This window comes from Methylocystis sp. MJC1 (assembly GCF_026427715.1).
Lineage (GTDB): Bacteria > Pseudomonadota > Alphaproteobacteria > Rhizobiales > Beijerinckiaceae > Methylocystis.
This window is the reverse complement of the sequence record NZ_CP107558.1, coordinates 598,965-620,599: the sequence shown is the minus strand read 5'-3', so window position 1 is coordinate 620,599 and position 21,635 is coordinate 598,965. Positions and strand designations below refer to the sequence as shown.

Here is a 21,635-nt window from a genome sequence, read left to right as displayed (position 1 = left end):
CGCATGCATCTGGAGACGTGGTCGCTATGGGCTTTCTCATCGTCTTTCTCGGCGGAGGATTGGGCGCCGCCGCGCGTCACGGGGTCAACCTGCTGGTCGCTCGCGTGACCAGCTCGAGTTTTCCCTTCGGGACCCTGGCGATCAACGTCCTGGGTTCGGCCCTGATGGGCGCGATCATCGGCTATTTCGCCTTGAAGGGCGACTCTCCCCAGCAGTGGCGCCTGTTCCTCACGACCGGCATCCTCGGCGGCTTCACGACCTTCTCGACCTTCTCGCTGGAGGCCGTTTTGCTGTATGAACGCGGCGAGATGGCGGTGGCGACTCTCTATGTGGCCGCGTCGGTTGGCCTGTCCGTGGCGGGGCTGATCACCGGCCTATGGCTCCTGCGGCAATTTTCGTAATTGACTTAGTTCGGAGCGATTGACGCTGCGCCGGAATCGAGGCTAAGGTCACTCGCATTGAGCGTGGGCGAGACAATCGCCGCGCCGAGGGGATGGGGTGCCCCCTTAACCGCCGGAAAGGCTGATGACTCCTGCTTTTGTCGTGACCGCGATCTGATCGATCGCCGGTGCAAGAAGGAGGAGTATTGTTATGAACCAAGACCTCGCCGTCTTTCTCGTTCCCTTCGCCCTCATTATCGGTTGCGGCCTTCTGGCTGCGGGCGGTCTTTATTTCATCAACATCCGCTTTCTCAAGGACGCCCGCTACGCGGTGGCCTCTCTTGCCGGAGGCGCGCTGATTCTCGGCGCGCTGGAGATCATCCTTTACGGCAGCTCCGTCGGCTTCCTCAAAGAGCAGCAACTCAAAACCTCTCTTTGCGAGCTCGATGCGGAAAGCGCCCATCCCGAAGCGCGCCAGGGCGCCGATCCGTCGATCCTACACCGCGCCATCACGGGCTGCATGAAGGAAGCCGGCTACGAATGGGACGGCAACCATTCGCACTGCAAGGAAGCGCCGGTCGCCACTAACGCCTTCTGCTATATCCCTGTCGACTCTTTCGACCGCACCATCACCACCTTCCAGATGAACTTCGAATAAGAAGGCGGCGGACGGTGAGCGCTGCGACGACGCGGCGTTGCACCGCTGTGTGATATAGACCTCTCGAATATTCCTCCGTCATTCCCGACGCTCGCAAAGCGCGAGCGATCGGGAATCCAGAGCAGAATCAGTGCTCTTGTGGCTCTGGATTCCCGGTCGGGCTTTCAGCCCGCCGGGAATGACAATCCCCAATGCGAGCGGGTTTGCTCTAAACTCGCTGATCAATCAGCAGCGCTGCTCCCGCGCGACCTCGCGCCAGCCGATATCGCGACGGCAAAAGCCGCCCGGCCATTGGATGGCATCGACCGCCGCATAGGCTTTGGCCTGCGCCTCCGAGACGCTTTCGCCGAGCGCGGTGACATTCAGCACGCGGCCGCCCGCAGCAAGCAGCCGCTCGCCCTCCAGGCGCGTGCCGGCGTGCGTGACGATGACGTCCGCCATTGCCTCAGCGTTTGCGACGCCGCGAATTTCCGAGCCGGTCAAAGGCGTGCCTGGATAGCCCTTCGCCGCGAGCACCACGGCGAGGGCCACGCGGTCGGAGAAATGCGGGCGCGCCTCGGGGAGCGCCCCGCGCGCTGCGGCGAGCATGATCGACAGCAAATCATCCTCCAGTCGCGGCAGGATGACCTGCGCTTCCGGATCGCCGAAGCGGTTGTTGTATTCGATGAGCTTCGGCCCCTCCGTCGTCAGCATCAATCCGGCGTAGAGCACCCCGGTAAAGGGCGCGCCCTTCTCCTGCATGGCGCGCATCGTGGGCTCGATGATCTCCGCCATGACGCGGCGCTCGATATCCGGCGTCACGACGGAGGCCGGGGAATAAGCGCCCATGCCGCCGGTGTTCGGCCCCGTATCGCCGTCGCCGACGCGCTTGTGGTCCTGCGCCGTGGCGAAAGGCGCCGCGCGGGCCCCGTCGCAAATCGCGAAGAAGGACGCCTCCTCGCCTTCGAGGAATTCCTCAACCACCACCTCGGCGCCCGAACGGCCGAAGAGCCCCGCGAACATCGCCTCCACGGCGCGCTCGGCCTCCTCCAGCGTCTGCGCCACGACGACGCCCTTGCCCGCTGCGAGGCCATCGGCCTTCACGACGATGGGCGCGCCCTTCTCGCGCAGATAGGCAAGCGCTTTGTCCTTGTCGGCGAAGCGCTCATAGGCCGCGGTGGGAATGCCATATTCGCGGCAGAGATCCTTGGTGAAGCCCTTGGAGCCCTCGAGCTGCGCGGCCGCCTGCGTCGGCCCGAAGGCCAGAATTTCGGCGCGCGCCAGCGCGTCCACGAGCCCGCCGATCAAGGGCTGCTCCGGCCCCACCACGACGAGCGCAATTCCCATCTCGCGGCAGAAGCGGATAACCGCGCCGTGATCCCCGGCGTCGAGATCGATATTCTCGCCCACCCGCTCGGTCCCCGGATTGCCGGGCGCGATATATAGGCGGGTGAGCAGCGGGCTCTTCGCCAGCGCATTGGCGATAGCGTGCTCGCGACCGCCCGATCCGATGAGAAGAATGTTCATGCGCGCTCCGCCCGTTTGAACCAACGCTCGCTTCTAAGCAGGATTGCGGAAAAGTGGAAACCGGTTTTCCGCAGCTAATCCTGCAAAATAAGAAACCTAAGCAGGCTTTCATTGCTCCGCCTATGAATGCCGGCTTAGGACGCCCGCCGCACAAAATGCAACAATGGCCCTTCAGCAAGGAACGCTCTGCTTGCTGGCCTTTAATATGGCGCTAGCTACCGGCCCCGGGGGCCATGGCCGGAGTAAAGAAATGTCCATCACCCGAGAGGTCGCCACGCATGAAAATGCGGTCGCTTACGGCGGCTTGATCGACGCTATCGGCGGCGTCGCGACAATCGTCCTGGCCGTCTGCGGCCTGGTCAATATCGCGCCCGTCTACATGACTGCCATCGCGACCATCGTCTTCGGAGTCGCGCTTCTCATCCAGGGCGGCGCCATGGTCTCCGAATATGCGCAGATCGCCTTTCCCGCCGAGACGAGAGGCTTTACCGCCGAGCAGTTCGGCGGCAACAGCCTGGCGGTCGTCTTCCTGGTCGGCGCTGCCGGCATCGTGCTCGGCATTCTGGCCTTGCTGGGCATTAATTCGGGCGTGCTCATGCCCGTGGCCGTCATCGCTTACGGCACGGCGCTCGTCCTGAGCAGCAACGCTGTCTGGCATCTCTTCCTGCTGCGCCGCGCCTCGCGCATGCAGGCGATGACGTCGGGGCAGTCGCTCATCGGCGGCGAAATGCTCGCAAGCGAAATGGCTTCGGGCTCGGCGGCGTTGCAGGCGCTCGCGGGGCTGGCCGCAATCGTGCTCGGGATTCTTGCCTTGGCCGGCAATGTCAACGATCTGACGCTGAATCTCTGCGCGCTGCTCGCCTTGGGCGCCACGCTCGTCCTCACCGGCAGCACGCTCAGCGCGACGGTCATGGGCTTCATGCGGACGCCTTGACGCTCTGCCATCCCGGTCGAGCCCAGCGCCCGACCGGGAGTTCATCATGAACCGCCGATGCAGGCCGCGCGCAGCCCCTCCCCATGGGCGCGAAAATGCTCTAAACACGGCGCCAACTTCTCTCGTTGCGAGGCGATATGGCGCGCCAGTTCATCTACCACATGCAGGGCCTCACCAAGACCTATCCTGGCGGAAAGAAGGTCTTGGACAATATTCATCTCTCCTTCTACCCGGACGCCAAGATCGGCGTCCTCGGCGTCAACGGCGCGGGTAAGTCGACCCTGCTGCGCATCATGGCCGGCATAGACAAGGAATACACCGGCGAAGGCTTCGTCGCCGAAGGCGCGCGCGTCGGCTATCTGCCGCAGGAGCCGCATCTCGATGCGGCGCTCACCGCGCGCGACAACGTCATGCTCGGCGTCGCCGAGAAGAAGGCCGTTCTCGATCGCTACAATGATCTCGCCATGAATTATTCTGACGAGACCGCCGACGAGATGACGAAGCTCCAGGACGAGATCGAGGCCAAGGGCCTGTGGGACCTGGACAGCCAGGTCGATCAGGCCATGGACGCGCTCGGCTGCCCGCCCGACGACGCCGACGTCACCAAGCTCTCGGGCGGCGAACGGCGCCGCGTGGCGCTTTGCCGCCTGCTGCTCGAGCAGCCGGACATGCTGCTGCTCGACGAGCCGACGAACCATCTCGACGCCGAGACGGTGAACTGGCTCGAAGGACATTTGCGCAATTATCCGGGCGCGATCCTGATCGTCACCCACGACCGCTACTTCCTCGACAATGTCACCGGCTGGATTCTCGAACTCGATCGCGGCCGCGGCATTCCCTACGAGGGAAATTACACCAGCTGGCTGAAGCAGAAGCAGAAGCGCCTCATGCAGGAGTCTTCTGAAGACAAGGCCCGGCAGCGCGCGCTCGAAGCCGAAAGCGAGTGGATCGCCTCCTCGCCCAAGGCCCGCCAGGCGAAGAGCAAGGCGCGCATTCAGCGCTATGAGGAGCTCGTCGCCAAGCAGAGCGACAAGGCCCCGACAACCGCGCAGATCGTCATTCCCGTGGCGGAGCGCCTCGGCGGCAATGTCATCGACTTCGAGCACATCACCAAGGGGTTCGGGGAAAACCTCCTGATCGACGATCTCTCCTTCAAACTGCCGCCGGGCGGCATCGTCGGAGTGATCGGCCCGAACGGCGCCGGCAAGACCACGCTCTTCCGTATGATCACGGGCCAGGAAAAGCCCGACAAAGGAACGATCGCGATCGGCGACAGCGTGCAGCTCGGTTATGTCGACCAGTCGCGCGACGCGTTGCACGCCAACAAGACCGTCTGGGAAGAGATCTCCGAAGGCAATGAGGTGATCTATCTCGGCAAGCGCGAGATCAACTCCCGCGCCTATTGCGGGGCCTTCAACTTCAAGGGCTCCGACCAGCAGAAAAAAGTCGGCCAGCTCTCAGGCGGCGAGCGCAACCGCGTGCATCTCGCCAAAATGCTCAAGAGCGGCGCCAATGTCCTGCTGCTCGACGAACCGACCAACGATCTCGACGTCGACACGCTGCGCGCGCTCGAGGAAGCCCTCGTGGATTTTGCCGGCTGCGCCGTCATCATCTCGCATGATCGCTTCTTCCTCGACCGCATCGCCACGCATATCCTCGCCTATGAGGGCGACTCTCATGTGGAGTGGTTCGAGGGGAACTTCGCCGATTACGAGGAAGACAAGAAACGCCGCCTCGGCATCGACAGCGTCATCCCGCACCGGCTGAAATACAAGAAGTTTGCAAGGTAAGCTTGCGCTGACGGCGAGCGCGGCACGCGCTTGCCCGTTCAGCGAATTCCTGCGCTAGCCGGGTAAAACCATGCTGACCGATTTTACGCGCGCCGCCTCAGCGAGGCGCAGGTCGAAAGTCACGAGATGATGCTCTCGGTTACAAGCGATCGCGAGATGTAGAGCGTCCTGCGCCGAGAGCTTGGTTGCGAAATCGGATTAGCTTGGTCGCAGTTTCACAACCGGCTTGCCATGGCGCGTAATGGTCACCGTCTCGCCGCTCAATGCTTCATCTACGAGGCGAGACAGCTGTTCCTTAGCTTTTGCAATCGGATAGCTCGACATGGCCGCTCGCTAAAATGACTATTTTGACGGAAAATAGGTCATTTCCAAGATTTCATCAATTGTCCGCCTGAGCTGGGTCGCGCCCGCCTCGCGCAGATCGTCCGGTTACTTTCTCCCGAACGCCTGGCGCAACTTGTCCTTCGCCGCCTCCAGGACATGCCGCCGCTCCGGGGCCAAATCCTTGCCGGCGCGGTTGATATAAAAGGTGAGCATCGACATAGCCGATCGAAATGGCGTCGCCTTGCGGCGCGTGCTCGCCTCCGCCGACCGTTTCAGCGACTGAGCGATCTCCTCGGGGTCATCTTGCGTAAAGACGCCCGGTTCGAGATCGAGCGCATTGCTGTGGCGCGTGACCTCGTTCGACCAGTAAGCCTTCTTGTCGTCCCGGCGCGCCATTCGCCCTCTTCCTTGAAGGAAGAAGCTAGTCGACGCCGGCGGGATCGAAAGGCCCGACCGCCAGGAGCGGCCGGGCCGATATCCCTGAAATTTCTCCTGAAAACATGAGCCCCCTCGATTTGCCCCTGAAATAATTGCTACGAACACGATCAAGATGACGCTTTGTTTACTAAGCCACGGTGCGGTCGCGCACATGGCCGCCGTTCAGCTTGTCCACAGGCTCCCCGCCTACCGCCACGATTTCGCCATCTCGACGTGGCGAGCTAGCCGGATTGAGATTCACGGGGGCGCATCGAGGGAATGTATTGAATGAAGTCAATGACCTGTGCCGCGACCTTGGCGGCTCTCGTCCTCGCCGGATGCGTCCAGACGGAATCGCCAGTCGCCTCCGCCCCAGAATCCTACGTCAATGAGCCCCGCCCGGAGACGGCGCTGACCGGCAAGGATGCGCTCCACGCCCGCATCGCCCATTTCGCGCGGATCTACGATATTCCCGAATCACTCATCCATCGCTCGGTGCGGCGTGAGAGCAATTACAATCCGGCCGCCCGCCACGGCCCCTATTGGGGCTTGATGCAAATCCGGCACGATACCGCCAAGGGCATGGGCTATTCAGGCCCGGCGCACGGGCTGCTCGACGCCGAGACCAACCTCACCTACGCCGTGCCTTATCTCGCCAACGCCTATAAGCTCTCGGGTGGGAGCGAAACGCGCGCGATCCGGCTCTACGCCGGCGGCTATTATTACGAGGCCAAGCGGCGCGGCATGCTCGGCCTCCTCCATAAGGAAGCGCTGGCGCCGGAGTGAGTCACTGCCCCTTGGCGGAACCGGGCGTGAAGGTGGAGCGCACCCGCCCGCCTTGCGCATTGCCGCCCTGCACGGTCGCCATCCCGCTCGTCACGTCGTAAACGAGCCTGTCGCCTTTCACGATATTGTCGCCCTGCGTCAGCGTCACATTGCCGGAGAGATAGACCTTGCTCTCGGCCTTGTCGTAGCTGCCGTGGTCGCCCGTGCCGATTTGATCCTTCGAGACGAGCGTCACGGGCCCGTCGGCCTCGATATGCTTCACGCGGTCGTTGCTGTTCGCGCCGCCCGGCGCGCCCTTGCCCTCGAGGAAGATGGTGAGGCGCGTGGCCTTCAGCGTCGAAGGGCCATTGGTGACGATCACGCTGCCAGAATAGATGAGCTTCTGCTCCTGGTCGAAATAGTCGAGCTTCCCTGCGTCAATATTGAGCGGGTCCTTGGCGGTGGCCCCTGGTAGCACGCCGCCCGAACGGCCCTTGGCGGCGACGGGCGCCGCCGACGCGGCGATGAACAGCGCGGCAAGGCCGGCAAAGATTGTCTGACGTTTCATGCTTGTCTCACTGGGCCGCGTGCGGCTCGCTTGCCTGGGCCGGCGGCCCGTCCTCGCCGTAAAGCACAGAGCGTACATTGCCGGAGAAGCTCGCGCGGCGCTCTTTTTGCGCAAACTCAACCGAGTCGGCAACAACCTGCCCGCCGTCTATCTTGAGAGTGACCGGCTTATCCGAGGTCATCATGCTCGCCCTGAAATCCATGGCGGCGGACTCCATCCGCATGTCGAAATTCTTCTTATCGAAGATGGCCACGCCGCCGCTCATATCGGCGCGGTCGTCCTTCGCGCTATAGAGGGCCTTGGCCGCGGTGAGCACAACGGGCGCTACGCCCTCTGTTTCGACGCGCACATCGAGGCCGTCGAGATTAAAAAGCTCCGGCGTCGTAATGTCCTGCACGCCGACCCGCGCCCGGATTTCGTAGGGTTTGCCGTCCTTGCGATAACCGACGAGCTTTGGCGTCTCGATCACGATGCGCGTGCCCTTGAGGGCGATGCGCGACAGGCTGAGATCGATGGGCAAAAAACGCAGGGAGCTTGCGACGAGCCCGAGCGCAACAAGGCCGACCGTGCCGCCGACGCCCCAAAGAATCCAGCGCCGCAGCCGCGTGACGCGGGCTGTATGGCGCAGGGCCTCGGGAAAGGCGCTTTCGCGGCGGGCGGTCAGGGCGGCGAGCCGGTCTCGGCCGCCCGGCGGCGGCGGAGGCGCGCGCCGGCCCTTCCCGGGCGACGAAGTGCCGCCAGGAGCCGGGGCCTGCCTCGCGTCGGCGGCGTCGCTGTTGCTCATCCCTGGATCATCGGGCGGCGGGGTGGCGAATTCGAGGCGCCGGCGCTTCACTCATGGGAAAAGATGTCCGTCTCGGGCCAGCCCGCGATATCGAGCTGCGCGCGCGCCGGCAGGAAATCGAAACAAGCCTGGGCGAGATCGGTCCGCCCCTCGCGCGCCAGCATCGCATCGAGCTTCTCTTTGAGCTGATGCAGGTAGAGCACGTCGGAGGCGGCGTAGGCCTGCTGGGCGTCCGTCAGGGTCGCCGCGCCCCAGTCGGACGACTGCTGCTGCTTTGAAATCTCGACGCCGGCCAGCTCACGTACGAGATCCTTCAGACCATGCCGATCGGTATAGGTGCGGATGAGCTTGGAGGCGATCTTGGTGCAATAGACCGGCGACGGCATGACGCCGAAGGTCTTGGCGAGAATGGCCAGGTCGAACCGCCCGAAATGGAATAGCTTCAGCACGTTCGGGTCGGTGAGGAGCCGCACCAGATTGGGCGCGCTGGTCTGGCCCTTGGCGATCTGGACCAGTTCCGCGTCGCCGTCGCCGAAGGAAAGCTGGACCAGACACAGCCGGTCGCGATGCGGATTGAGGCCCAGCGTTTCGGTGTCGATGGCGACGATGGGCGATATCGCGGCCGCCGACGGGAGGTCGCCTTGGTGCAGTCTGATGGTCATAGCGCCTGATTCGTTAGGAAGACTTTCCCCATCCTATTCGAAAAGGCCGGCGCATGTCGAAAATCCGCCATTATTCCTTTCTGCGAGGGCCGGGGTCCGCGACGAATGGATTCTCGCCCTGCTGAAGGCGCTCTCCGACGAACCGAGCCCAGCCGATCAGCAATTCTGCGATAGAGACGGTAATCGCCGCATAGCGGAAGTTGCGGTTCCCGGCCAGCGCCCGCAAGGACAGGCCGAGGTAATGCGCTTCTACCAGCGCCTGCTCCAGCTTTGCGAGATCGCTTTCGGGACCATGGGCGGCCTCGGCCTCGTCGATCTCTGCCATACGAAATAGCTCCTGTCCGGTCACGAGAATGCCGTGAGCCACTTTCATCGGCCGCGAAACAATCGCAGCCTCGGCTCAACGTTAGCTGTGCACGGCGGTATCATGCGCCCGTAACGCAGTGGTTGCCGTGACCACCCGCATTTGAGGCGCTTTGTAACGATTGGATTGGCGGAAGCGCGGCGCCAGATATGCGGAGAAGGCGGGAAATAAACGCCGTTTCACGCGCGGGCCTCGCTTTGCGGAGGCGTCCCCGCTCGTTTTCGACATATCCTATTATGCTTACCGGCGACGGGGGCGCGGCGGCGAATGCGTTGACCGCGCGAGGAAAAAGGCGGTCGCTGCGTTTACCGTCAAAAGGAACGGGCGCCCCTTGCCATACGAGCAACACGCGTCCACTCTCCGCCGCGACGCAGCACATCACAGGGTTTACCGCGTGGCTGACGAGACGAACATCTTCAATCCCGCCCAAGGGCGTTTCAACGCAATTTTCATCGAATTGTCGATCCGGCTCTTCGTGATCGGCTTCCTGATCTATTGGACCTTCGTCATCATCCAGCCCTTCGGGGCGATGATCGTCTGGAGCGTCGTTGTCGCCGTTGCGCTCTTTCCCCTCTTCGACAAACTCTCGTCCTGGCTCGGCGACCGGAGCACGATCGCCGCCGCGCTGATCACCGCCGCAGCGTTGTTCCTGGTCATCGGCCCCGTGACATGGATGGGCGTCGGCGTCATCGACCCGGTCAAAGGCGTGATCGCCGGCTTGAATAATGGCGACATTGCCGTCCCGCCGCCGCCGGAATCGATCAAGAGCTGGCCGATCATCGGCGCGCAAATCCACGCATTTTGGGAACTCGCCTCGACCAATCTCAAAAGCGCGCTCGCGCAGATCCTGCCGGAGCTCAAGCCTGTCGGCGAATATCTGTTGGACATGGCCCGCAATGCCGGCGTCGGCACGCTGAAATTCCTTTTGTCGGTGATTCTCTCGGGCTTTTTGCTCGCCTATGCGAACCAGCTCATGATCGGCATCCGGGCCTTGGCGCGGCGCATCGATCCGGCGAACGGCGAAAAATATCTCAGCCTCGCGGGCGCCACGATCAACGCCGTCTCGCGCGGCGTGATGGGCCTCTCGATCATGCAGGCGGTGATCGGTGGCCTGGGCATGTATCTTGCCAATGTCCCGGGCGCCAATCTGCTGTCCATCGCCATTCTGGTGCTCGGCATTATTCAGATCGGGCCGCTGCTGATCGTCGCGCCAGTAGTTTTCTGGGCCTGGACGAATCTTTCAACGCCCGGCGCGATTGGCCTGACGATTTGCATGCTCAGCGTCAATTACATGGACAATGTGCTGAAGCCCTTCATCTTCGCACACGGGCTCTCGACGCCGATCCCGATCATTTTCATCGGCGTGATTGGCGGCGTGCTCGCCCACGGCGTCGCCGGCCTTTTCGTCGGGCCGGTCGTGCTCGCCGTCGTCTGGGAGGTTGGGAGCGCCTGGGTCGCGGAAGAAATCGCCTCGACGACGCCGGAAAAGGCCGCCGCCAAGGAGGAGGCGCCCCAGCTTTTGTCTTCGTCTCGTAAAGGGGCGGAAGCCATTTAAAGAGACCCTGGAGCGCGAGCCTTCAGGGCTCGCATTTCCCAGAGAAACCCAGCGCCAGGCGGCCGGAAGGCTTCGCGGTCCGTTGTCAGCGCCCGCGCAGCGCCTGCAGGACCTTCAAACTCGCCCTGCCGTTGCGGGCCAGGCCGACGCGGCCCTGATAGTCGGCGATCGCTTCCTTCGTCTTGGTCCCGATCACGCCGTCGGGGTCGCCGACCTCATAGCCCGCGCGGATGAGAAGCGACTGCAGCTCCCGCCGCTCCGCCCGCGACAGGCCCGGATCATCCGTGGGCCAGGGCGTCTGAATGCCTGGACGCCCGCGCAGCCGGTCGGAGAGCACGCAGATGGCGAGCGCGTAGGATTCAGCCGCGTTATAGGCATAGACCGCGTCGAAATTCTTGGTCACGAGAAAGGCCGGACCGTTGCGGCCCGCCGGCAGCAGCAGGCCCGCGGTTCCGCCGCCCAGCCCGCTCCCGTCGAGGCGAGTGATTCCGCGCGACTCCCAGAAGGACATCGGCTGCTTATGGCTACGGCCGGAGGGGCCGGAATAGCCATCGGGCAGACGCACTTCGAAGCCCCAGCGCTCGCCTGAGCGCCAGCCGCTCTTTCTGAGATAATTGGCGGTGGAGCCCAGAGAGTCGGCGGCCGAGCTCGCAATATTGCGACGCCCGTCGCCATCAAGATCGACAGCCGTGCCCAGGAAGGTCGACGGCATGAATTGCGTGTGGCCGAAGGCGCCGGCCCAGGAGCCGATGAACTCGTCGGCGCGAATGTCGCCGCTGTCCAAAATCTTGAGCGCGGCCACGAATTCCTTGCGCCAATAATCGTTGCGGCGCGGGGCCTCGCAGGCGAGCGTCGCCAGCGACTGCACGACCGGGCGCTTGCCGAAGCTCTTGCCGAAATCGCTCTCGACGCCCCACACCGCGACGACGGTCGCCGGGTCGACGCCGTAATGCGCCTCCGCCGACTGCAGCGCATGGCCGTTTTTATGCAGCATCGCGCGTCCTTCCTCGACGCGCTCCTCGTCGACGAGGCCGGCGACATAATCCCAGACCGGGGTCGTGAACTCCGGCTGCTTGTCCATGAAGCTCACGGCGTCATTGGGCTCCAGGCCGTTCGTCGCCGATGCGATCGTCTGCTGGCTGACGCCTGCGCCCGCCGCCGCGTGACGCAGGCCCGAGAGACAGGAAGACCATTCCGCGCGGGCGGGACCCGCAAGGAGGAGAAGCGCGGCCGAGGCCAGGAGGAGGTGATTCGCCTTCATGCGGGAAGGGTAGCCCAATAAGGGTTGTTTTTCATTCGCCGCCGCGATCTCCGCCCGTTCCATTCGCGCAACTTGCCTGCGGCGGCGCTTGATGGGCGGCTATGCGGCTCTATCACTCACTATCCGCCGCCCGCTTCGAAAATAAGGCGCCGAAAGGAAAGACTTCGGCGCCGGGCTCGATTTTTGGGAGATCGCCATGGCGCACATCGGTCGCAGTCTCATGCTCGCATTGGCTGCCGGGGCGGCCGGCGCCGCCACCGCCACCCTGTTGCGTCGTGAGGACGGAAAGACGAATTCCCTCGCCAAAGGCGCGGTGCGCGCGGGGTTCCGCTTGTTCGAGCGGGCGCGGGGCGTCGTCGGCGAGATCACCGAGACGATGAGCGACGTCGTTGCCGAAGTTCAGAACGAGCTCGAAGAAGAGCGGAGCGTCGCAGCCAATGGCGACGGGGCCGAGGAGCATGTCGTGCCATTCGGCGCGAAGTCCTCTCACGAGCCTGAGAGGAAGGTCCATGGCTGAGAGGCCCGACGCCTATGTCGTTCACAAGACGCCTTCCAGGATTCGATTGAAGATACCTGAGCGGCGCGGCGACAGGAGCTTTTTCGCCCATGCTTCGAAATGGCTGGAGCGAATTCCGGGCGTCGAGGCAAAAGCCAACGCCAGCACGTCGAGCATTCTCTTGCAGGGTGAAAGGGTAGCGGAGGCGTTGAGCGCGATCGGCGCGGACGCGCCGTTCGAAATCAAAGGCTCGGCGCCGGCCGCAGGTTTGGATCTCGAAAAAATGCGCGAGCGGCTCGAGGCTATCAGCGCTTCCTTCACGCGCCTGACAGGCGAGGACGCGCGCGCCTCCGTTGTTCTGGCGCTGCTTGTCTTTGGGATCGCCCAGCTGGCGCGCGGCAATATAGGGCCCCCTGGCCTGACCCTTCTCTGGTATGCGGGAGAAGCCCTGCGCGATTGGCCGTCCGGCGCCGTCAAGAAATCCCTCGGGGCAAGCCGACGTTGACGGCCGAACCGCTTGCGCCCCTGCGCCACGACGAACTGACCCTCCTCCATGCCGTTGTGCCGGGGCGCCTCCGAGTGCGCGTGCCGGGCCTAAAGGGAGGCCAGCAGCTGAAGCGCGCATTGGAAGGCGCGCTCAGAAGCGGGCGCGCGGTCAAGGAGGCAAGCGCCAGCACCGCAACGGGAACGCTGCTCGTCATCTTCGACCCCAAGCTTACGAATGCGCGGATCACCGACATCATCGAAGACGCGCTCGCCCGCTACCGCGCGGGTCGGCTCGAGCCCAAGGGCGGACAGCCGCGTCCGGCCCCGTGGCATTTGCTAGGGGTCGACGAAGCGCTGAAGCGACTGCGCAGCTCTACGAAAGGGCTGTCGATCAAAGCCTTCGAGAGCCGGCTGCGGCGTTACGGGGAAAACGCGCTCCCGACCATCCCCGGCCGCGCCCGGATGGAAATCCTGCTCGAGCAATTCAAGAGCCTCCCCGTCGCGCTGCTCATTGGCGCCGCCGCTTTGTCTCTTTTTACCGGCGGCGGCGCCGACGCCGTGGTCGTGCTGTCGGTTGTGGCGCTCAACGCCGGGATCGGCTTTGTCACGGAAAGTCGCGCCGAGCGCGCCGTGCGTGCGCTTTCGCAGCCTTTCGACAGCGGCGTTCCGGTTATCCGAGAGGGAAAAAGTCAGACAATATCCATCGAAAGCGCCGTACCGGGCGATGTGCTGGAGCTGCGCCCCGGCGTTATCATCGCAGCCGATGCGCGGGTGCTCGCCGCGGACGGTTTGATGGTCAACGAAGCCACGCTGACCGGCGAAAGCGCGCCTGTGCAGAAATTGCCGCAGCCTCTTTGTGTGGATGTCGCGCTCGCGGATCGCACGAACATCGTCTATCGCGGGTCGGCGGTCACGGGCGGCAGCGGGCTGGCGGCGGTCGTCGCCACGGGCGCGGCCACCGAGATCGGGCGGCTGCAAAGCTTCCTTTCCCTCGCCAATGCGCCGGAAACCCCTTTGCAGAAGCAGTTGGGCCGTCTTGGGCGGCAGCTCACCTTGATCGCCAGCGGCGCCTGCGTCGCCGTCTTTTTCGTCGGATTATTGCGAGGCTATGGCTTTTTCGCCACGTTGAAAAACGCTGTCGCTCTGGCTGTCGCCGCCGTCCCCGAAGGCCTGCCGACTCTCGCAACGACGACGCTCGCGCTCGGCGTCAGGGAAATGCGCCGCCACCATGTGCTGATCCGCCGTCTCGACGCGGTCGAGACGCTTGCATCGGTCGAGGTCGTGTGTCTCGACAAGACGGGAACGTTAACGTTCAACCGAATGTCCGTCGCCGAGATCAGCTGCGGTGGTCGCGTCTATCATAGCGCGGACGATCGCATATGCGACGACTCCAAGGCGCCCATCCGCCTCGACGCCGTTCCCTGGTTGGAAAAATTGGCGCAGATCGTCGCCTTGTGCAACGAGGCGCCGACGCCCGGCGAAGAACACATGAGCAATGGACCGCCTTCCGCGACGGAGGCGGCGCTGCTCGGATTCTCGGAAGACGCGGGCATCGACGTTGCGCAGCTGCGCCGCGCTTATCCGCTCGAGCGCGTTTCCTATCGAACCGAGCGTCAGCTCTTCATGACGACCCTTCACAAAACATCGCGCGGGACGACGATTGCCGCGGTCAAGGGAAGTCCCGAAGAAGTCCTCGCTCTTTGCAACCGCATCCTGATGAGTCGCGAGGCGATCGAGATGACCAATGCGCTGCGCGCCGATGTCGAGACGGAAAACGCCCGGCTCGCTGGCGCGGGCCAGCGCGTGCTGGGCGCCGCCTATCAGGAATTCGCAGGCGACGCGCCGCCAGCCGGCGCACTGATATTCCTGGGGCTGATCGGCCTCGCTGACCCGCTGCGTCCCGGCGTCGCCGAGCTTCTCGCTACCTTGCGCCGCGCCGGCGTCAGCCCCGTCATGATCACGGGCGATCAGCGGAAAACCGCCGAGGCGGTTGCGCGCGCCCTCGATCTCGGCAATGGCGAGCTGCGCATCGTCGACTCCGACGCGATTGCGGATTTGAAAGCGGCGCCCGACCACCAGCGCCAGCCTCCCCATGTTTTCGCGCGCGTCACGCCGGGCCAAAAGCTCGAAATCGTCGAGGCTTTGCAGCGCTCGGGACGAGTCGTCGCAATGACGGGCGACGGGGTCAATGACAGCCCCGCGCTGAAAGCCGCGAATATCGGCGTCGCCATGGGATTGAGCGGCAGCGAGGCGGCGCGCGACGTGGCGCACATCGTCTTGCAGGACGACAGGCTTCAGTCGCTGATCCCCGCGATCGAACAGGGGCGCGCAACGCACGCCAATATCCGACGCGCCATCCGTTATCTTCTGGCAACTAATATGAGCGAGATCCTGCTGATGCTGATCGCGCCGGCTGCGGGCCTCGGACAGCCGCTGACGCCGGCCCAGCTCTTGTGGATCAACCTCGTGACTGACGTCGCGCCGGCCCTCGCGCTAGGCCTCGAGCCGCCGCATAGCGACGTCCTTCGCGCGCCGCCCATGACGGCGCATGAGAATATCATCGACGCACGCTCGGCGCCCGCCCTTGGCCGCGACGCCGGATTGATCACGGCGTCCTCCTTCGGCTCCTATCTCTACGGCGTCTGGAGATATGGCGCGTCGCCGCGCGCGCGCACGATCTGCTTCACCAACATCGTCGCCGCCCAGCTGCTGCACGCTTTGGCCTGCCGGTCGCGGGAGCATGGCGCCTTCAGTAGAGAGCTCCCCCCCAACCGGCTGCTCATGGGCGTCGTCGCCGGCTCCCTCGTCACCCAGGCGGCAATCTCGGCGTTGCCGCCGATACGGCGGCTCCTCGGCGTTGCGCCGATGAGCATCATGGATGGCGCCGTCGCCCTAGCCGCCGCGCTGGCGCCCTTCCTCGTCACAGAGCTGCAAAAGGCGACGGCAGCGCGAAAGCCCCATAAGCAAAAGGCTCGCCCCACAGGCCATGCGCCGGCGTGACGCCGGCGAGGAAACTCGCCGGCGTCGAGCTTATTTGAAGTTACAAGATCAGCCTGATTGGTTCGGTGCGTTACACCGGGCGATTCGCGTTTCTGTTGCGGACCGGCCCCATGCGCTCCACGCCCTGGGCGTAGCTGATGACATCATATTTGGCGTTGAAGCCCAGCGCGGCGTCGGCGATGGCGTCGGTCTTGCCGGCGGTCGAGAGCTTCTTGAGGTCGCCCTTCTCCAGGTAGAGCAGCTCGAGCACCTCGTTATAGACCGTCGCCTCGTCGATCGGCAGCACATTATAGGTAATGCCGTCGATCTCGACCTCATATTTGGCGAGGAGGTCGATGTTGTTGCAGAAAATGAAATACTTCCCCTCGGGCGAGAACAGGCCCTTCGTCACCTCGGCGAGGTTCGTCAGCCATTCGAAGGAATGAAGATAACAAGCGAAGAACGGAATTGTCGGTTCTCCGACATTCGCGATGGCAATCACCTGATCAACCGAACGCTCCGGCGGGCGCTTTTCATCGGCGAGCGTCTCCGCGAAAATGAGCGCCAATTCGCCACGAAAGCCATAACGGCCGGGCTTTTCCGTGGGGCCCTTGAGGACTGCGTTGAGAAGGCGGCCCTGCTCCTCGAGGGTCTTGAAGGCGGTATCGAGAATGCTCGTCATGTGGGTACTCTTCGCCATTGGAATTGGTGCGGCGAAGAACGAGCAACCGACGTGCCATAAATAGAAGCAGAGCGCCGGACCGCGTGCGGCGGTCCGGCGCTCTGCCTCTTTTATGAGATTCCGCTTGATTGGTTCGGTGTCATTACCGACGCTCGCAAAGCAATCGATCAGGAATCCAGAGCAAAACCAGCGCTTTGCGGCTCGGGATTCCCGGTCGGGCTTTCAGCCCGCTGGGAATGACACCCCCCAATGCGAGCTGCTCAAACGGAAATGGCGTTATTCGCAGGGTCGCTTATTCGCAGATGCGGCGCGGACGCGAGCCGATTTCGACGCCATATTCGTCGAAGACCGGGCGGCGCTCGACCCAGCAGCGCGGCGGAGGCGGCGGGGCGTAATAGACGGGCGGCGGCGGAGCCGGCTGGGCCAGCGCGCCGCCAGCAATGGCGCCGAGCGCGAAGCCGCCGATGCCGGCGGCCACAGCGGCGCCAGCCGAATCGGCCCGGGCCGGCGCGGCCGCAAGCGTCAAAGCCCCGATCGCCGAAACGGCGAGGATCGCGGCGGTGGTCTTTCTCATCCCGATTCTCCCAAGAAGCGGCCACGGGCCCTAAAAGCCCGCGACGTCGCGACGTTATGCGTCAGGCGTCGATTAACCGCAATGAGCGGCGAAAACTTGACGGCTGGCGTCCTTCATACCGCTCAAATCGCGGACAGTTTAGCCTTTTGTGCTGGCTTCGTCCCGCCCTTCGCGGCGCTCGGATCCTTGACGCTCTCCCAGCCGCCCTTGGGCGGCAGAACGTCATTGGCCTCGCGAACGGGCTCTTTGGCGTGGAAACCCGCCGCCAGGGATTTGGCGGTCGCAAGCTCCTTCGAGTCGAGCCGCGCGGCAACCTCGTCGCGTTTCTTGCCGGCGTCGGCGTCGCCCTGCTCCGCTGCTGCGGAGAACCACAAATAGGACTGGGTAAGGCTCTGCGTGACGCCGAGCCCCCGAGCGTAAAGGATCGCCAGATTATACTGGCTGTCGCGCACGCCATATTCCGCCGCCTTGTGGAACCATCCCGAGGCCGCGGGGTAATCCGGCTTGCCGCCGTCCCCACCCTCGGCAAGCAGCACCGCGAGATTGTGCATGGCGCGAGCGTTGCCGGCCTCGGCGGCGGAAAGGTAGTATTTGCGGGCGCGCGCATAGTCGCGCTCGACGCCTACCCCCTTCTCATAGAAGGAGCCGAGCCGGTATAGCGCCGGCGCCAGGCCTTGGCTCGCCGCCTTCTCGAACCACTCCGCAGCGGTTTTTGCGTCGCGCGCGACGCCGCGTCCGTCGGCATAGCGAACCGCCAGCTCATATTGCGCCGCCGGCATGCCTTGCTGCGCCAAGGATTTGATGACGCCGATGGCGTCGGGCGCCGACAGCGGATTCGGACTGGAGATCGATCCGACCGGGGTCGGGTCGACAGGCTTGTTTTCGGTATGCGGCGCAATCATGCGCGGCGGCGGCGGCGCTTTCGGCGTCTCGGGCGCGCGGGCGGGCTCGGCGGGCGTTCCAGCTTTAGCCGCCGGAGCCGACTCGACCGGCGCGGCGGACGGGGCCTCGGCGCTCGGCGCTGTTTCCGCGCCGACCGGATCCGCTTCGCTCATCTCGTGATTGGCATGAGCGTTGACGTCTGCGCTTTGAATGCCGACGCGCGCGATCTGATAGGCGCCGATGAGCAGCACCAGCGCGCCGAGGCCGAGGAGTAGCGGACGCTTACGTTCCTGAATGGCCCCGACCAAGCCCCCCTTGGCCTGGTTCTGCTCCGCAGCCGACGCGCTTGCCTGCCGGCCAGACGCGCGCCGCGCCTGCTGGGCCTTTTCGGCCGTCTCGGCGTCCATAGCCGCCTGCTGCGCCGCCCGGCGCGCGGCCGCGATAAAGTCGGTCTGAACCGGCTCGGACCTCTCCGGCTTGGCGCTGGGCGACGCAAATCCGGGCTCACGGCGCGGCGGGCGCGGGGCGCCTGGCGGCACCAGCAAATCCATCAGATTTTCGTCGTCGCCCGAGCCCGCACGGGGAGCCGAGCGCGGCTCGACAGCAAGCTCCGGCGCGCGCGCATCGCCGCGACGCGGGGATGCGGCGGGGGCGGAGAATTGCGCGGCGGTCGGCGCTTCGGCGCGAATTTCGGTCAGCTCGTCCTCGAACATCGCCAGACGATCGACGACGCGCTCCAGCGTTTCGTGCACGGCGAGCAAGGTCTCATGCGTGCGCTCGCCGGCTTCATCCTGCGCCTTGCGGATGTCTGAAAGCTCTCGCTCCAGCGCTTCCCGAAGCGCGCCCGGCGCGGGGTTCGCCTGACGCAGAATATCCTGCGTGGCGCGGCGCACCGCTTCTTCGGCCGCGAGCGTCGTCGCCGCCTTCGTGTCCTCCATCTGCGCGACGAGTGCGGCGATCCGCGTTTCGACGCCCGCTAGCGCCGCGCCGTTGCGATCGCTGCGGTCGAGGCGCTGCGACAGGGCGCCGATCTGGCGTTCGAGGGCCTTCAACGCCTCTGCGTCGCCGCGCGGATCGAGCGCCTGATTCATGCGCGTGGCGAGCTGCTCGACCAGCGCCGTGAGGTCCTTGTGCTGCGCCTCGACGCGATAGGACTCCTCGGCGCGCTGCGCGAGCGCGCTCTGCATGCGCTCGAGACGTTGGGCGATCTCGTCCAGCTGAGGATTGTCGGGCGCGCTGCGGTCGAGACTCTGCGCCGCGGTTTCGCGCACGACGTCGATGCGTTGCGCCAGTTCGGCGAATTGCCGATCGGCGACGGGACGCGCCGCCATCTCCGCCGGATCGAAACGCTTTTCCAGGCGCTCGAGCTTGCGGCCAAGCTCCTCGAAACCGGGCGCATGCGGCCGGTCGTCGAGGACGGAGTCGACCTTACGGCCCAGATTGGCGATCAACTGCTCGAGCGCCGCTGTGTCGGTGGGCTTTTGAGCGGCGACGCCTTCAATCCGTTCGCCAAGCGTACGGCCGAGCGCATCGATGCGCTGCCCCAGCTCGTCGAAGCGCTTGGCGCCCGCGCTGAGAACGGCTTCGTCGAATTTGCCCGCGAGATATTCGAGACGGCTGTTGAAGGTCTCGAAGCTCGTGCTGGTTTCCGAAGCGACGATCGAGCGGATCGACCGCACCAATTCGCCCATGTCCAGGGCGGCGGCGGCTTGCGCCGGACCAGCGCTCGCATGCGCCAGCCCGTCGACGCGCTGTGTCAGATCGAAAAGCCGGGTTTCGAGCTTTTCGAGCGGCAGCGGCCGCGCCGCCATGGCGGCAAGCTGGTCCTTGATCTCACGCGCTTGCGCCGAAAGCTGATGGATCGCCGCCATGTCGGCGGCGTCGGGCTGCTGCATGGCGTCGAGCCGACGGCCAATCGCCTGAATGTCCGCGTCGAGGCTGCGCAGGATCGGGCTCGGATCGAGCTCCTTCACGACGGACCGCAGCTCTCCCGCGATCCGCTCGGCCGGCGCCAGAAGGTCCTCTGCGACGCCGCGATCCCGCTGCGTCTCGATGCGGCGCGAAAGATCGCGCAGCGCCGCCTCGACGGCGGCGACGGAGGCGCGCGGCGCGAGATCGCCGACGGCCCGCGACATTTCCTCGATTTCGCGGCGCAGCCCCTCGACCTGCCGCATCGTCACCAGCTGCTGGTCGGCGCGCTCTCCGCCCTGCTGGCGAAGGCTTTCCATTTGCTGCAACAGGGTTTCGAGCGAGGCGGTCAGCGCGGCGAAGCGCTTGGCGGGCGGTTCGCCTTCCCAAAGCTCCATCGCGGGAGCCGGCGCCGGGGGCGCGGGCGGCGCGACGGACTCGTCGAGGACGCGCTGGCGCTGTGTAATCTCGGCGATGGCGTCGACGAGGGGCCGGCGGGGAAGTTGCTGACCCGAGCGCAGACCCTGCTCCAAGGCGGCGGAACTAGCGCCGCTCATCGCGGCGTTTGCCGCCGGCGCGGCAGGCGCCGCTTGCTCGTTCTCGAGGCGACGCGAAATATCGTCGAGGCGGCGATCCAGGCCGCTCAACGCCGCTTCGACATCCGCGTCGCGTTCGGGGCTCGCCAGACGATCGAGCCGCGATTCCAGCCGCGCCAAGGCCGAGCGGATCGGCCGCACGCTCACATTCGAAGAGGGCTGCTCGGCAAGCCGCGACTCGATGCGTCCGAGTCGTTCGGCAAGATAGGCAAGCCCTTCCTCCGCGGTTTCGCGCCCACGCTGATGCTGCTCCAGCATGCCCGTGAGATTCTTCAAAGCGCGCGCGGTCTGACGCTCGCTGGCGTCGGCGCGTTCAGCGAAAGCGGAAACCGCACGCTTGATCGCGACGCTTTCGCCGCTGCGCTGGCCGCGCTTGATCAGATCGGCGAGGTTTTCGAAGGCGCGCGCCGCGTGGCGCTCGCTGGCCGCGACGCGGCGCTCGACCACCTCCGTCGCCTCGGCGACGATGGCCTCCGCATCCAAGCGCCGCTCGTCGCGCGGCCGCCGCCCGACCGGTTCCCGCTCAAGGCGCTCACGGGATGCAACGCCGTCGCGTTCCCGGGGCGCGCGTTCCTCATCCTCCTCGAAGGCGTCTTCTCGACGCCGTCGAGAGGAAGCGCGCATATCATCGACGTCGTCCCGCCAACGACGCGGCTGACGGAAATCGTCGCGTTCACGACGGCGCTCGCCGCTCGGGCGGGCGAGGCGGCGAGTGATTTCCTCCAGACGATCGCCCTCGTCCGAATCGAGTTCGTTCTCGTCGTCATCCTGGGCGGGCTCCCGGATCGCGTCGTCGAGCCAGTCGCCGAGGCTTTTTCCCGAACGGCGCGCCTCAGCGCGAGCGGCGTCGCGCGCATCGTAATCGGGACCACGGTATTTGCGGGAAAGACCCTTGCTCATAAGTCTATGTCCGGCGGATCCGACTGACGGATAGCTCGAGAGGAACTAGGAGAACCGACGCAGGGACCGCGCGAATCGCGCTTTACGCTCGACGCCGCGGCGTCGTTGACGGCGACTTTCCGTCAATCAAGGTAAATAAGCCGTTAACCGCAGTCTGGGCGTCG

20 protein-coding genes, 1 pseudogene and 1 riboswitch are annotated in these 21,635 nt (G+C 64.9%); of the genes and pseudogenes, 10 read left to right on the top strand and 11 right to left on the bottom strand.

The genetic code is table 11. The annotated features are described in order from the left end of the window. The first annotated feature begins 26 nt into the window (after positions 1-26). Both crcB and OGR47_RS03040 read left to right on the top strand, forming a co-directional pair. A complete protein-coding gene (gene crcB / locus OGR47_RS03045; protein ID WP_165051418.1) occupies positions 27-401 on the top strand; it encodes a fluoride efflux transporter CrcB in 375 nt (124 codons plus the stop codon). Positions 402-480: 79 nt separating this feature from the next. Next, positions 481-542: riboswitch (Fluoride riboswitch) on the top strand. Between the two features lie 49 nt (positions 543-591). Beyond that, the gene (locus OGR47_RS03040; protein ID WP_165051422.1) at positions 592-1,038 is read left to right on the top strand and encodes a hypothetical protein; all 447 of its coding nucleotides are present in this window, start codon (positions 592-594) and stop codon (positions 1,036-1,038) included. A gap of 225 nt (positions 1,039-1,263) precedes the next feature. Here the strand turns inward: OGR47_RS03040 and purD are convergent, their stop codons facing one another. Further along, a complete protein-coding gene (gene purD / locus OGR47_RS03035) occupies positions 1,264-2,544 on the bottom strand; it encodes a phosphoribosylamine--glycine ligase (protein ID WP_165051424.1) in 1,281 nt (426 codons plus the stop codon). A 250-nt stretch (positions 2,545-2,794) separates the two neighbouring features. Here purD and OGR47_RS03030 point away from each other — a divergent pair, with 250 nt between their 5' ends. Both OGR47_RS03030 and ettA read left to right on the top strand, forming a co-directional pair. Next, positions 2,795-3,478, top strand: a complete 684-nt coding sequence (locus OGR47_RS03030; RefSeq protein WP_165051426.1) for a hypothetical protein — start codon at positions 2,795-2,797, stop codon at positions 3,476-3,478. Positions 3,479-3,615: 137 nt separating this feature from the next. Continuing rightward, positions 3,616-5,268, top strand: coding sequence for an energy-dependent translational throttle protein EttA (gene ettA / locus OGR47_RS03025; RefSeq protein ID WP_165051428.1), 1,653 nt, complete (start codon positions 3,616-3,618; stop codon positions 5,266-5,268). A 204-nt stretch (positions 5,269-5,472) separates the two neighbouring features. Here the strand turns inward: ettA and OGR47_RS03020 are convergent. Both OGR47_RS03020 and OGR47_RS03015 read right to left on the bottom strand, forming a co-directional pair. Continuing rightward, positions 5,473-5,592, bottom strand: a pseudogene (locus OGR47_RS03020) (type II toxin-antitoxin system Phd/YefM family antitoxin); the annotation flags it as partial. 105 nt (positions 5,593-5,697) lie between these two features. Beyond that, positions 5,698-5,988 carry a DUF3175 domain-containing protein gene (locus OGR47_RS03015; protein WP_165051430.1) on the bottom strand — a complete coding sequence of 97 codons (291 nt, stop codon included), beginning with the start codon at positions 5,986-5,988 and terminating at the stop codon, positions 5,698-5,700. A 309-nt stretch (positions 5,989-6,297) separates the two neighbouring features. Here OGR47_RS03015 and OGR47_RS03010 point away from each other — a divergent pair, with 309 nt between their 5' ends. After that, positions 6,298-6,795 (top strand): lytic transglycosylase domain-containing protein, encoded by a 498-nt coding sequence (locus OGR47_RS03010; protein ID WP_165051432.1) that lies wholly within the window; start codon positions 6,298-6,300, stop codon positions 6,793-6,795. A gap of 1 nt (position 6,796) precedes the next feature. Here the strand turns inward: OGR47_RS03010 and lptA are convergent, their stop codons facing one another. The 4 genes from lptA to OGR47_RS02990 form a co-directional block, all read right to left on the bottom strand. After that, the gene (gene lptA, locus OGR47_RS03005; protein ID WP_165051434.1) at positions 6,797-7,342 is read right to left on the bottom strand and encodes a lipopolysaccharide transport periplasmic protein LptA; all 546 of its coding nucleotides are present in this window, start codon (positions 7,340-7,342) and stop codon (positions 6,797-6,799) included. 7 nt (positions 7,343-7,349) lie between these two features. After that, positions 7,350-8,126: an LPS export ABC transporter periplasmic protein LptC gene (lptC, locus tag OGR47_RS03000; protein ID WP_165051436.1), complete on the bottom strand. Its 777-nt coding sequence runs from the start codon at positions 8,124-8,126 to the stop codon at positions 7,350-7,352. A 47-nt stretch (positions 8,127-8,173) separates the two neighbouring features. Then, the gene (locus tag OGR47_RS02995; protein ID WP_165051438.1) at positions 8,174-8,788 is read right to left on the bottom strand and encodes a ribonuclease D; all 615 of its coding nucleotides are present in this window, start codon (positions 8,786-8,788) and stop codon (positions 8,174-8,176) included. A gap of 70 nt (positions 8,789-8,858) precedes the next feature. Then, a complete protein-coding gene (locus OGR47_RS02990) occupies positions 8,859-9,113 on the bottom strand; it encodes a hypothetical protein (RefSeq protein WP_165051441.1) in 255 nt (84 codons plus the stop codon). Positions 9,114-9,546: 433 nt separating this feature from the next. Here OGR47_RS02990 and OGR47_RS02985 point away from each other — a divergent pair, with 433 nt between their 5' ends. After that, positions 9,547-10,707 carry an AI-2E family transporter gene (locus OGR47_RS02985; RefSeq protein ID WP_165051443.1) on the top strand — a complete coding sequence of 387 codons (1,161 nt, stop codon included), beginning with the start codon at positions 9,547-9,549 and terminating at the stop codon, positions 10,705-10,707. 85 nt (positions 10,708-10,792) lie between these two features. Here the strand turns inward: OGR47_RS02985 and OGR47_RS02980 are convergent, their stop codons facing one another. After that, positions 10,793-11,968, bottom strand: a complete 1,176-nt coding sequence (locus tag OGR47_RS02980) for a lytic murein transglycosylase (RefSeq protein WP_165051650.1) — start codon at positions 11,966-11,968, stop codon at positions 10,793-10,795. 196 nt (positions 11,969-12,164) lie between these two features. On the opposite strand from OGR47_RS02980, the gene OGR47_RS02975 reads away from it, so the two are divergent. The 3 genes from OGR47_RS02975 to OGR47_RS02965 are packed head-to-tail and all read left to right on the top strand — an operon-like array spanning position 12,165 to position 15,950. Beyond that, positions 12,165-12,485: a DUF5132 domain-containing protein gene (locus OGR47_RS02975; RefSeq protein ID WP_165051445.1), complete on the top strand. Its 321-nt coding sequence runs from the start codon at positions 12,165-12,167 to the stop codon at positions 12,483-12,485. After that, on the top strand, positions 12,478-12,969 hold the full coding sequence (locus OGR47_RS02970; RefSeq protein ID WP_165051447.1) for a hypothetical protein: 492 nt from the start codon (positions 12,478-12,480) through the stop codon (positions 12,967-12,969). Before OGR47_RS02975 ends, OGR47_RS02970 begins: the two co-directional genes overlap by 8 nt. Then, positions 12,966-15,950: a cation-translocating P-type ATPase gene (locus tag OGR47_RS02965; RefSeq protein ID WP_165051449.1), complete on the top strand. Its 2,985-nt coding sequence runs from the start codon at positions 12,966-12,968 to the stop codon at positions 15,948-15,950. Before OGR47_RS02970 ends, OGR47_RS02965 begins: the two co-directional genes overlap by 4 nt. A 70-nt stretch (positions 15,951-16,020) precedes the next feature. Here OGR47_RS02965 and OGR47_RS02960 read toward each other — a convergent pair whose 3' ends face one another. The 3 genes from OGR47_RS02960 to OGR47_RS02950 all read right to left on the bottom strand — a co-directional run bounded on the left by OGR47_RS02960 (position 16,021) and on the right by OGR47_RS02950 (position 21,018). Continuing rightward, the gene (locus OGR47_RS02960; protein ID WP_165051452.1) at positions 16,021-16,611 is read right to left on the bottom strand and encodes a hypothetical protein; all 591 of its coding nucleotides are present in this window, start codon (positions 16,609-16,611) and stop codon (positions 16,021-16,023) included. 292 nt (positions 16,612-16,903) lie between these two features. Continuing rightward, complete coding sequence (locus OGR47_RS02955) at positions 16,904-17,185, bottom strand: hypothetical protein (protein WP_165051454.1); 282 nt, start codon at positions 17,183-17,185, stop codon at positions 16,904-16,906. 122 nt (positions 17,186-17,307) lie between these two features. Next, positions 17,308-21,018: an SEL1-like repeat protein gene (locus tag OGR47_RS02950; RefSeq protein ID WP_165051456.1), complete on the bottom strand. Its 3,711-nt coding sequence runs from the start codon at positions 21,016-21,018 to the stop codon at positions 17,308-17,310. Between OGR47_RS02950 and OGR47_RS02945 the strand changes: the two genes are divergently transcribed. Beyond that, on the top strand, positions 20,983-21,498 hold the full coding sequence (locus tag OGR47_RS02945; protein ID WP_165051458.1) for a hypothetical protein: 516 nt from the start codon (positions 20,983-20,985) through the stop codon (positions 21,496-21,498). The genes OGR47_RS02950 and OGR47_RS02945 overlap by 36 nt on opposite strands. The last annotated feature ends 137 nt before the right edge of the window (positions 21,499-21,635 follow it).

Bases quoted from the DNA above. Each gene is read 5' to 3' on its own strand.
- crcB (WP_165051418.1), top strand. From the start codon at position 27: ATGGGCTTTCTCATCGTCTTTCTCGGCGGAGGATTGGGCGCCGCCGCG.
- OGR47_RS03040 (WP_165051422.1), top strand. From the start codon at position 592: ATGAACCAAGACCTCGCCGTCTTTCTCGTTCCCTTCGCCCTCATTATC.
- purD (WP_165051424.1), bottom strand. From the start codon at position 2,544: ATGAACATTCTTCTCATCGGATCGGGCGGTCGCGAGCACGCTATCGCC.
- OGR47_RS03030 (WP_165051426.1), top strand. From the start codon at position 2,795: ATGTCCATCACCCGAGAGGTCGCCACGCATGAAAATGCGGTCGCTTAC.
- ettA (WP_165051428.1), top strand. From the start codon at position 3,616: ATGGCGCGCCAGTTCATCTACCACATGCAGGGCCTCACCAAGACCTAT.
- OGR47_RS03015 (WP_165051430.1), bottom strand. From the start codon at position 5,988: ATGGCGCGCCGGGACGACAAGAAGGCTTACTGGTCGAACGAGGTCACG.
- OGR47_RS03010 (WP_165051432.1), top strand. From the start codon at position 6,298: ATGAAGTCAATGACCTGTGCCGCGACCTTGGCGGCTCTCGTCCTCGCC.
- lptA (WP_165051434.1), bottom strand. From the start codon at position 7,342: ATGAAACGTCAGACAATCTTTGCCGGCCTTGCCGCGCTGTTCATCGCC.
- lptC (WP_165051436.1), bottom strand. From the start codon at position 8,126: ATGAGCAACAGCGACGCCGCCGACGCGAGGCAGGCCCCGGCTCCTGGC.
- OGR47_RS02995 (WP_165051438.1), bottom strand. From the start codon at position 8,788: ATGACCATCAGACTGCACCAAGGCGACCTCCCGTCGGCGGCCGCGATA.
- OGR47_RS02990 (WP_165051441.1), bottom strand. From the start codon at position 9,113: ATGGCAGAGATCGACGAGGCCGAGGCCGCCCATGGTCCCGAAAGCGAT.
- OGR47_RS02980 (WP_165051650.1), bottom strand. From the start codon at position 11,968: ATGAAGGCGAATCACCTCCTCCTGGCCTCGGCCGCGCTTCTCCTCCTT.
- OGR47_RS02975 (WP_165051445.1), top strand. From the start codon at position 12,165: ATGGCGCACATCGGTCGCAGTCTCATGCTCGCATTGGCTGCCGGGGCG.
- OGR47_RS02970 (WP_165051447.1), top strand. From the start codon at position 12,478: ATGGCTGAGAGGCCCGACGCCTATGTCGTTCACAAGACGCCTTCCAGG.
- OGR47_RS02960 (WP_165051452.1), bottom strand. From the start codon at position 16,611: ATGACGAGCATTCTCGATACCGCCTTCAAGACCCTCGAGGAGCAGGGC.
- OGR47_RS02955 (WP_165051454.1), bottom strand. From the start codon at position 17,185: ATGAGAAAGACCACCGCCGCGATCCTCGCCGTTTCGGCGATCGGGGCT.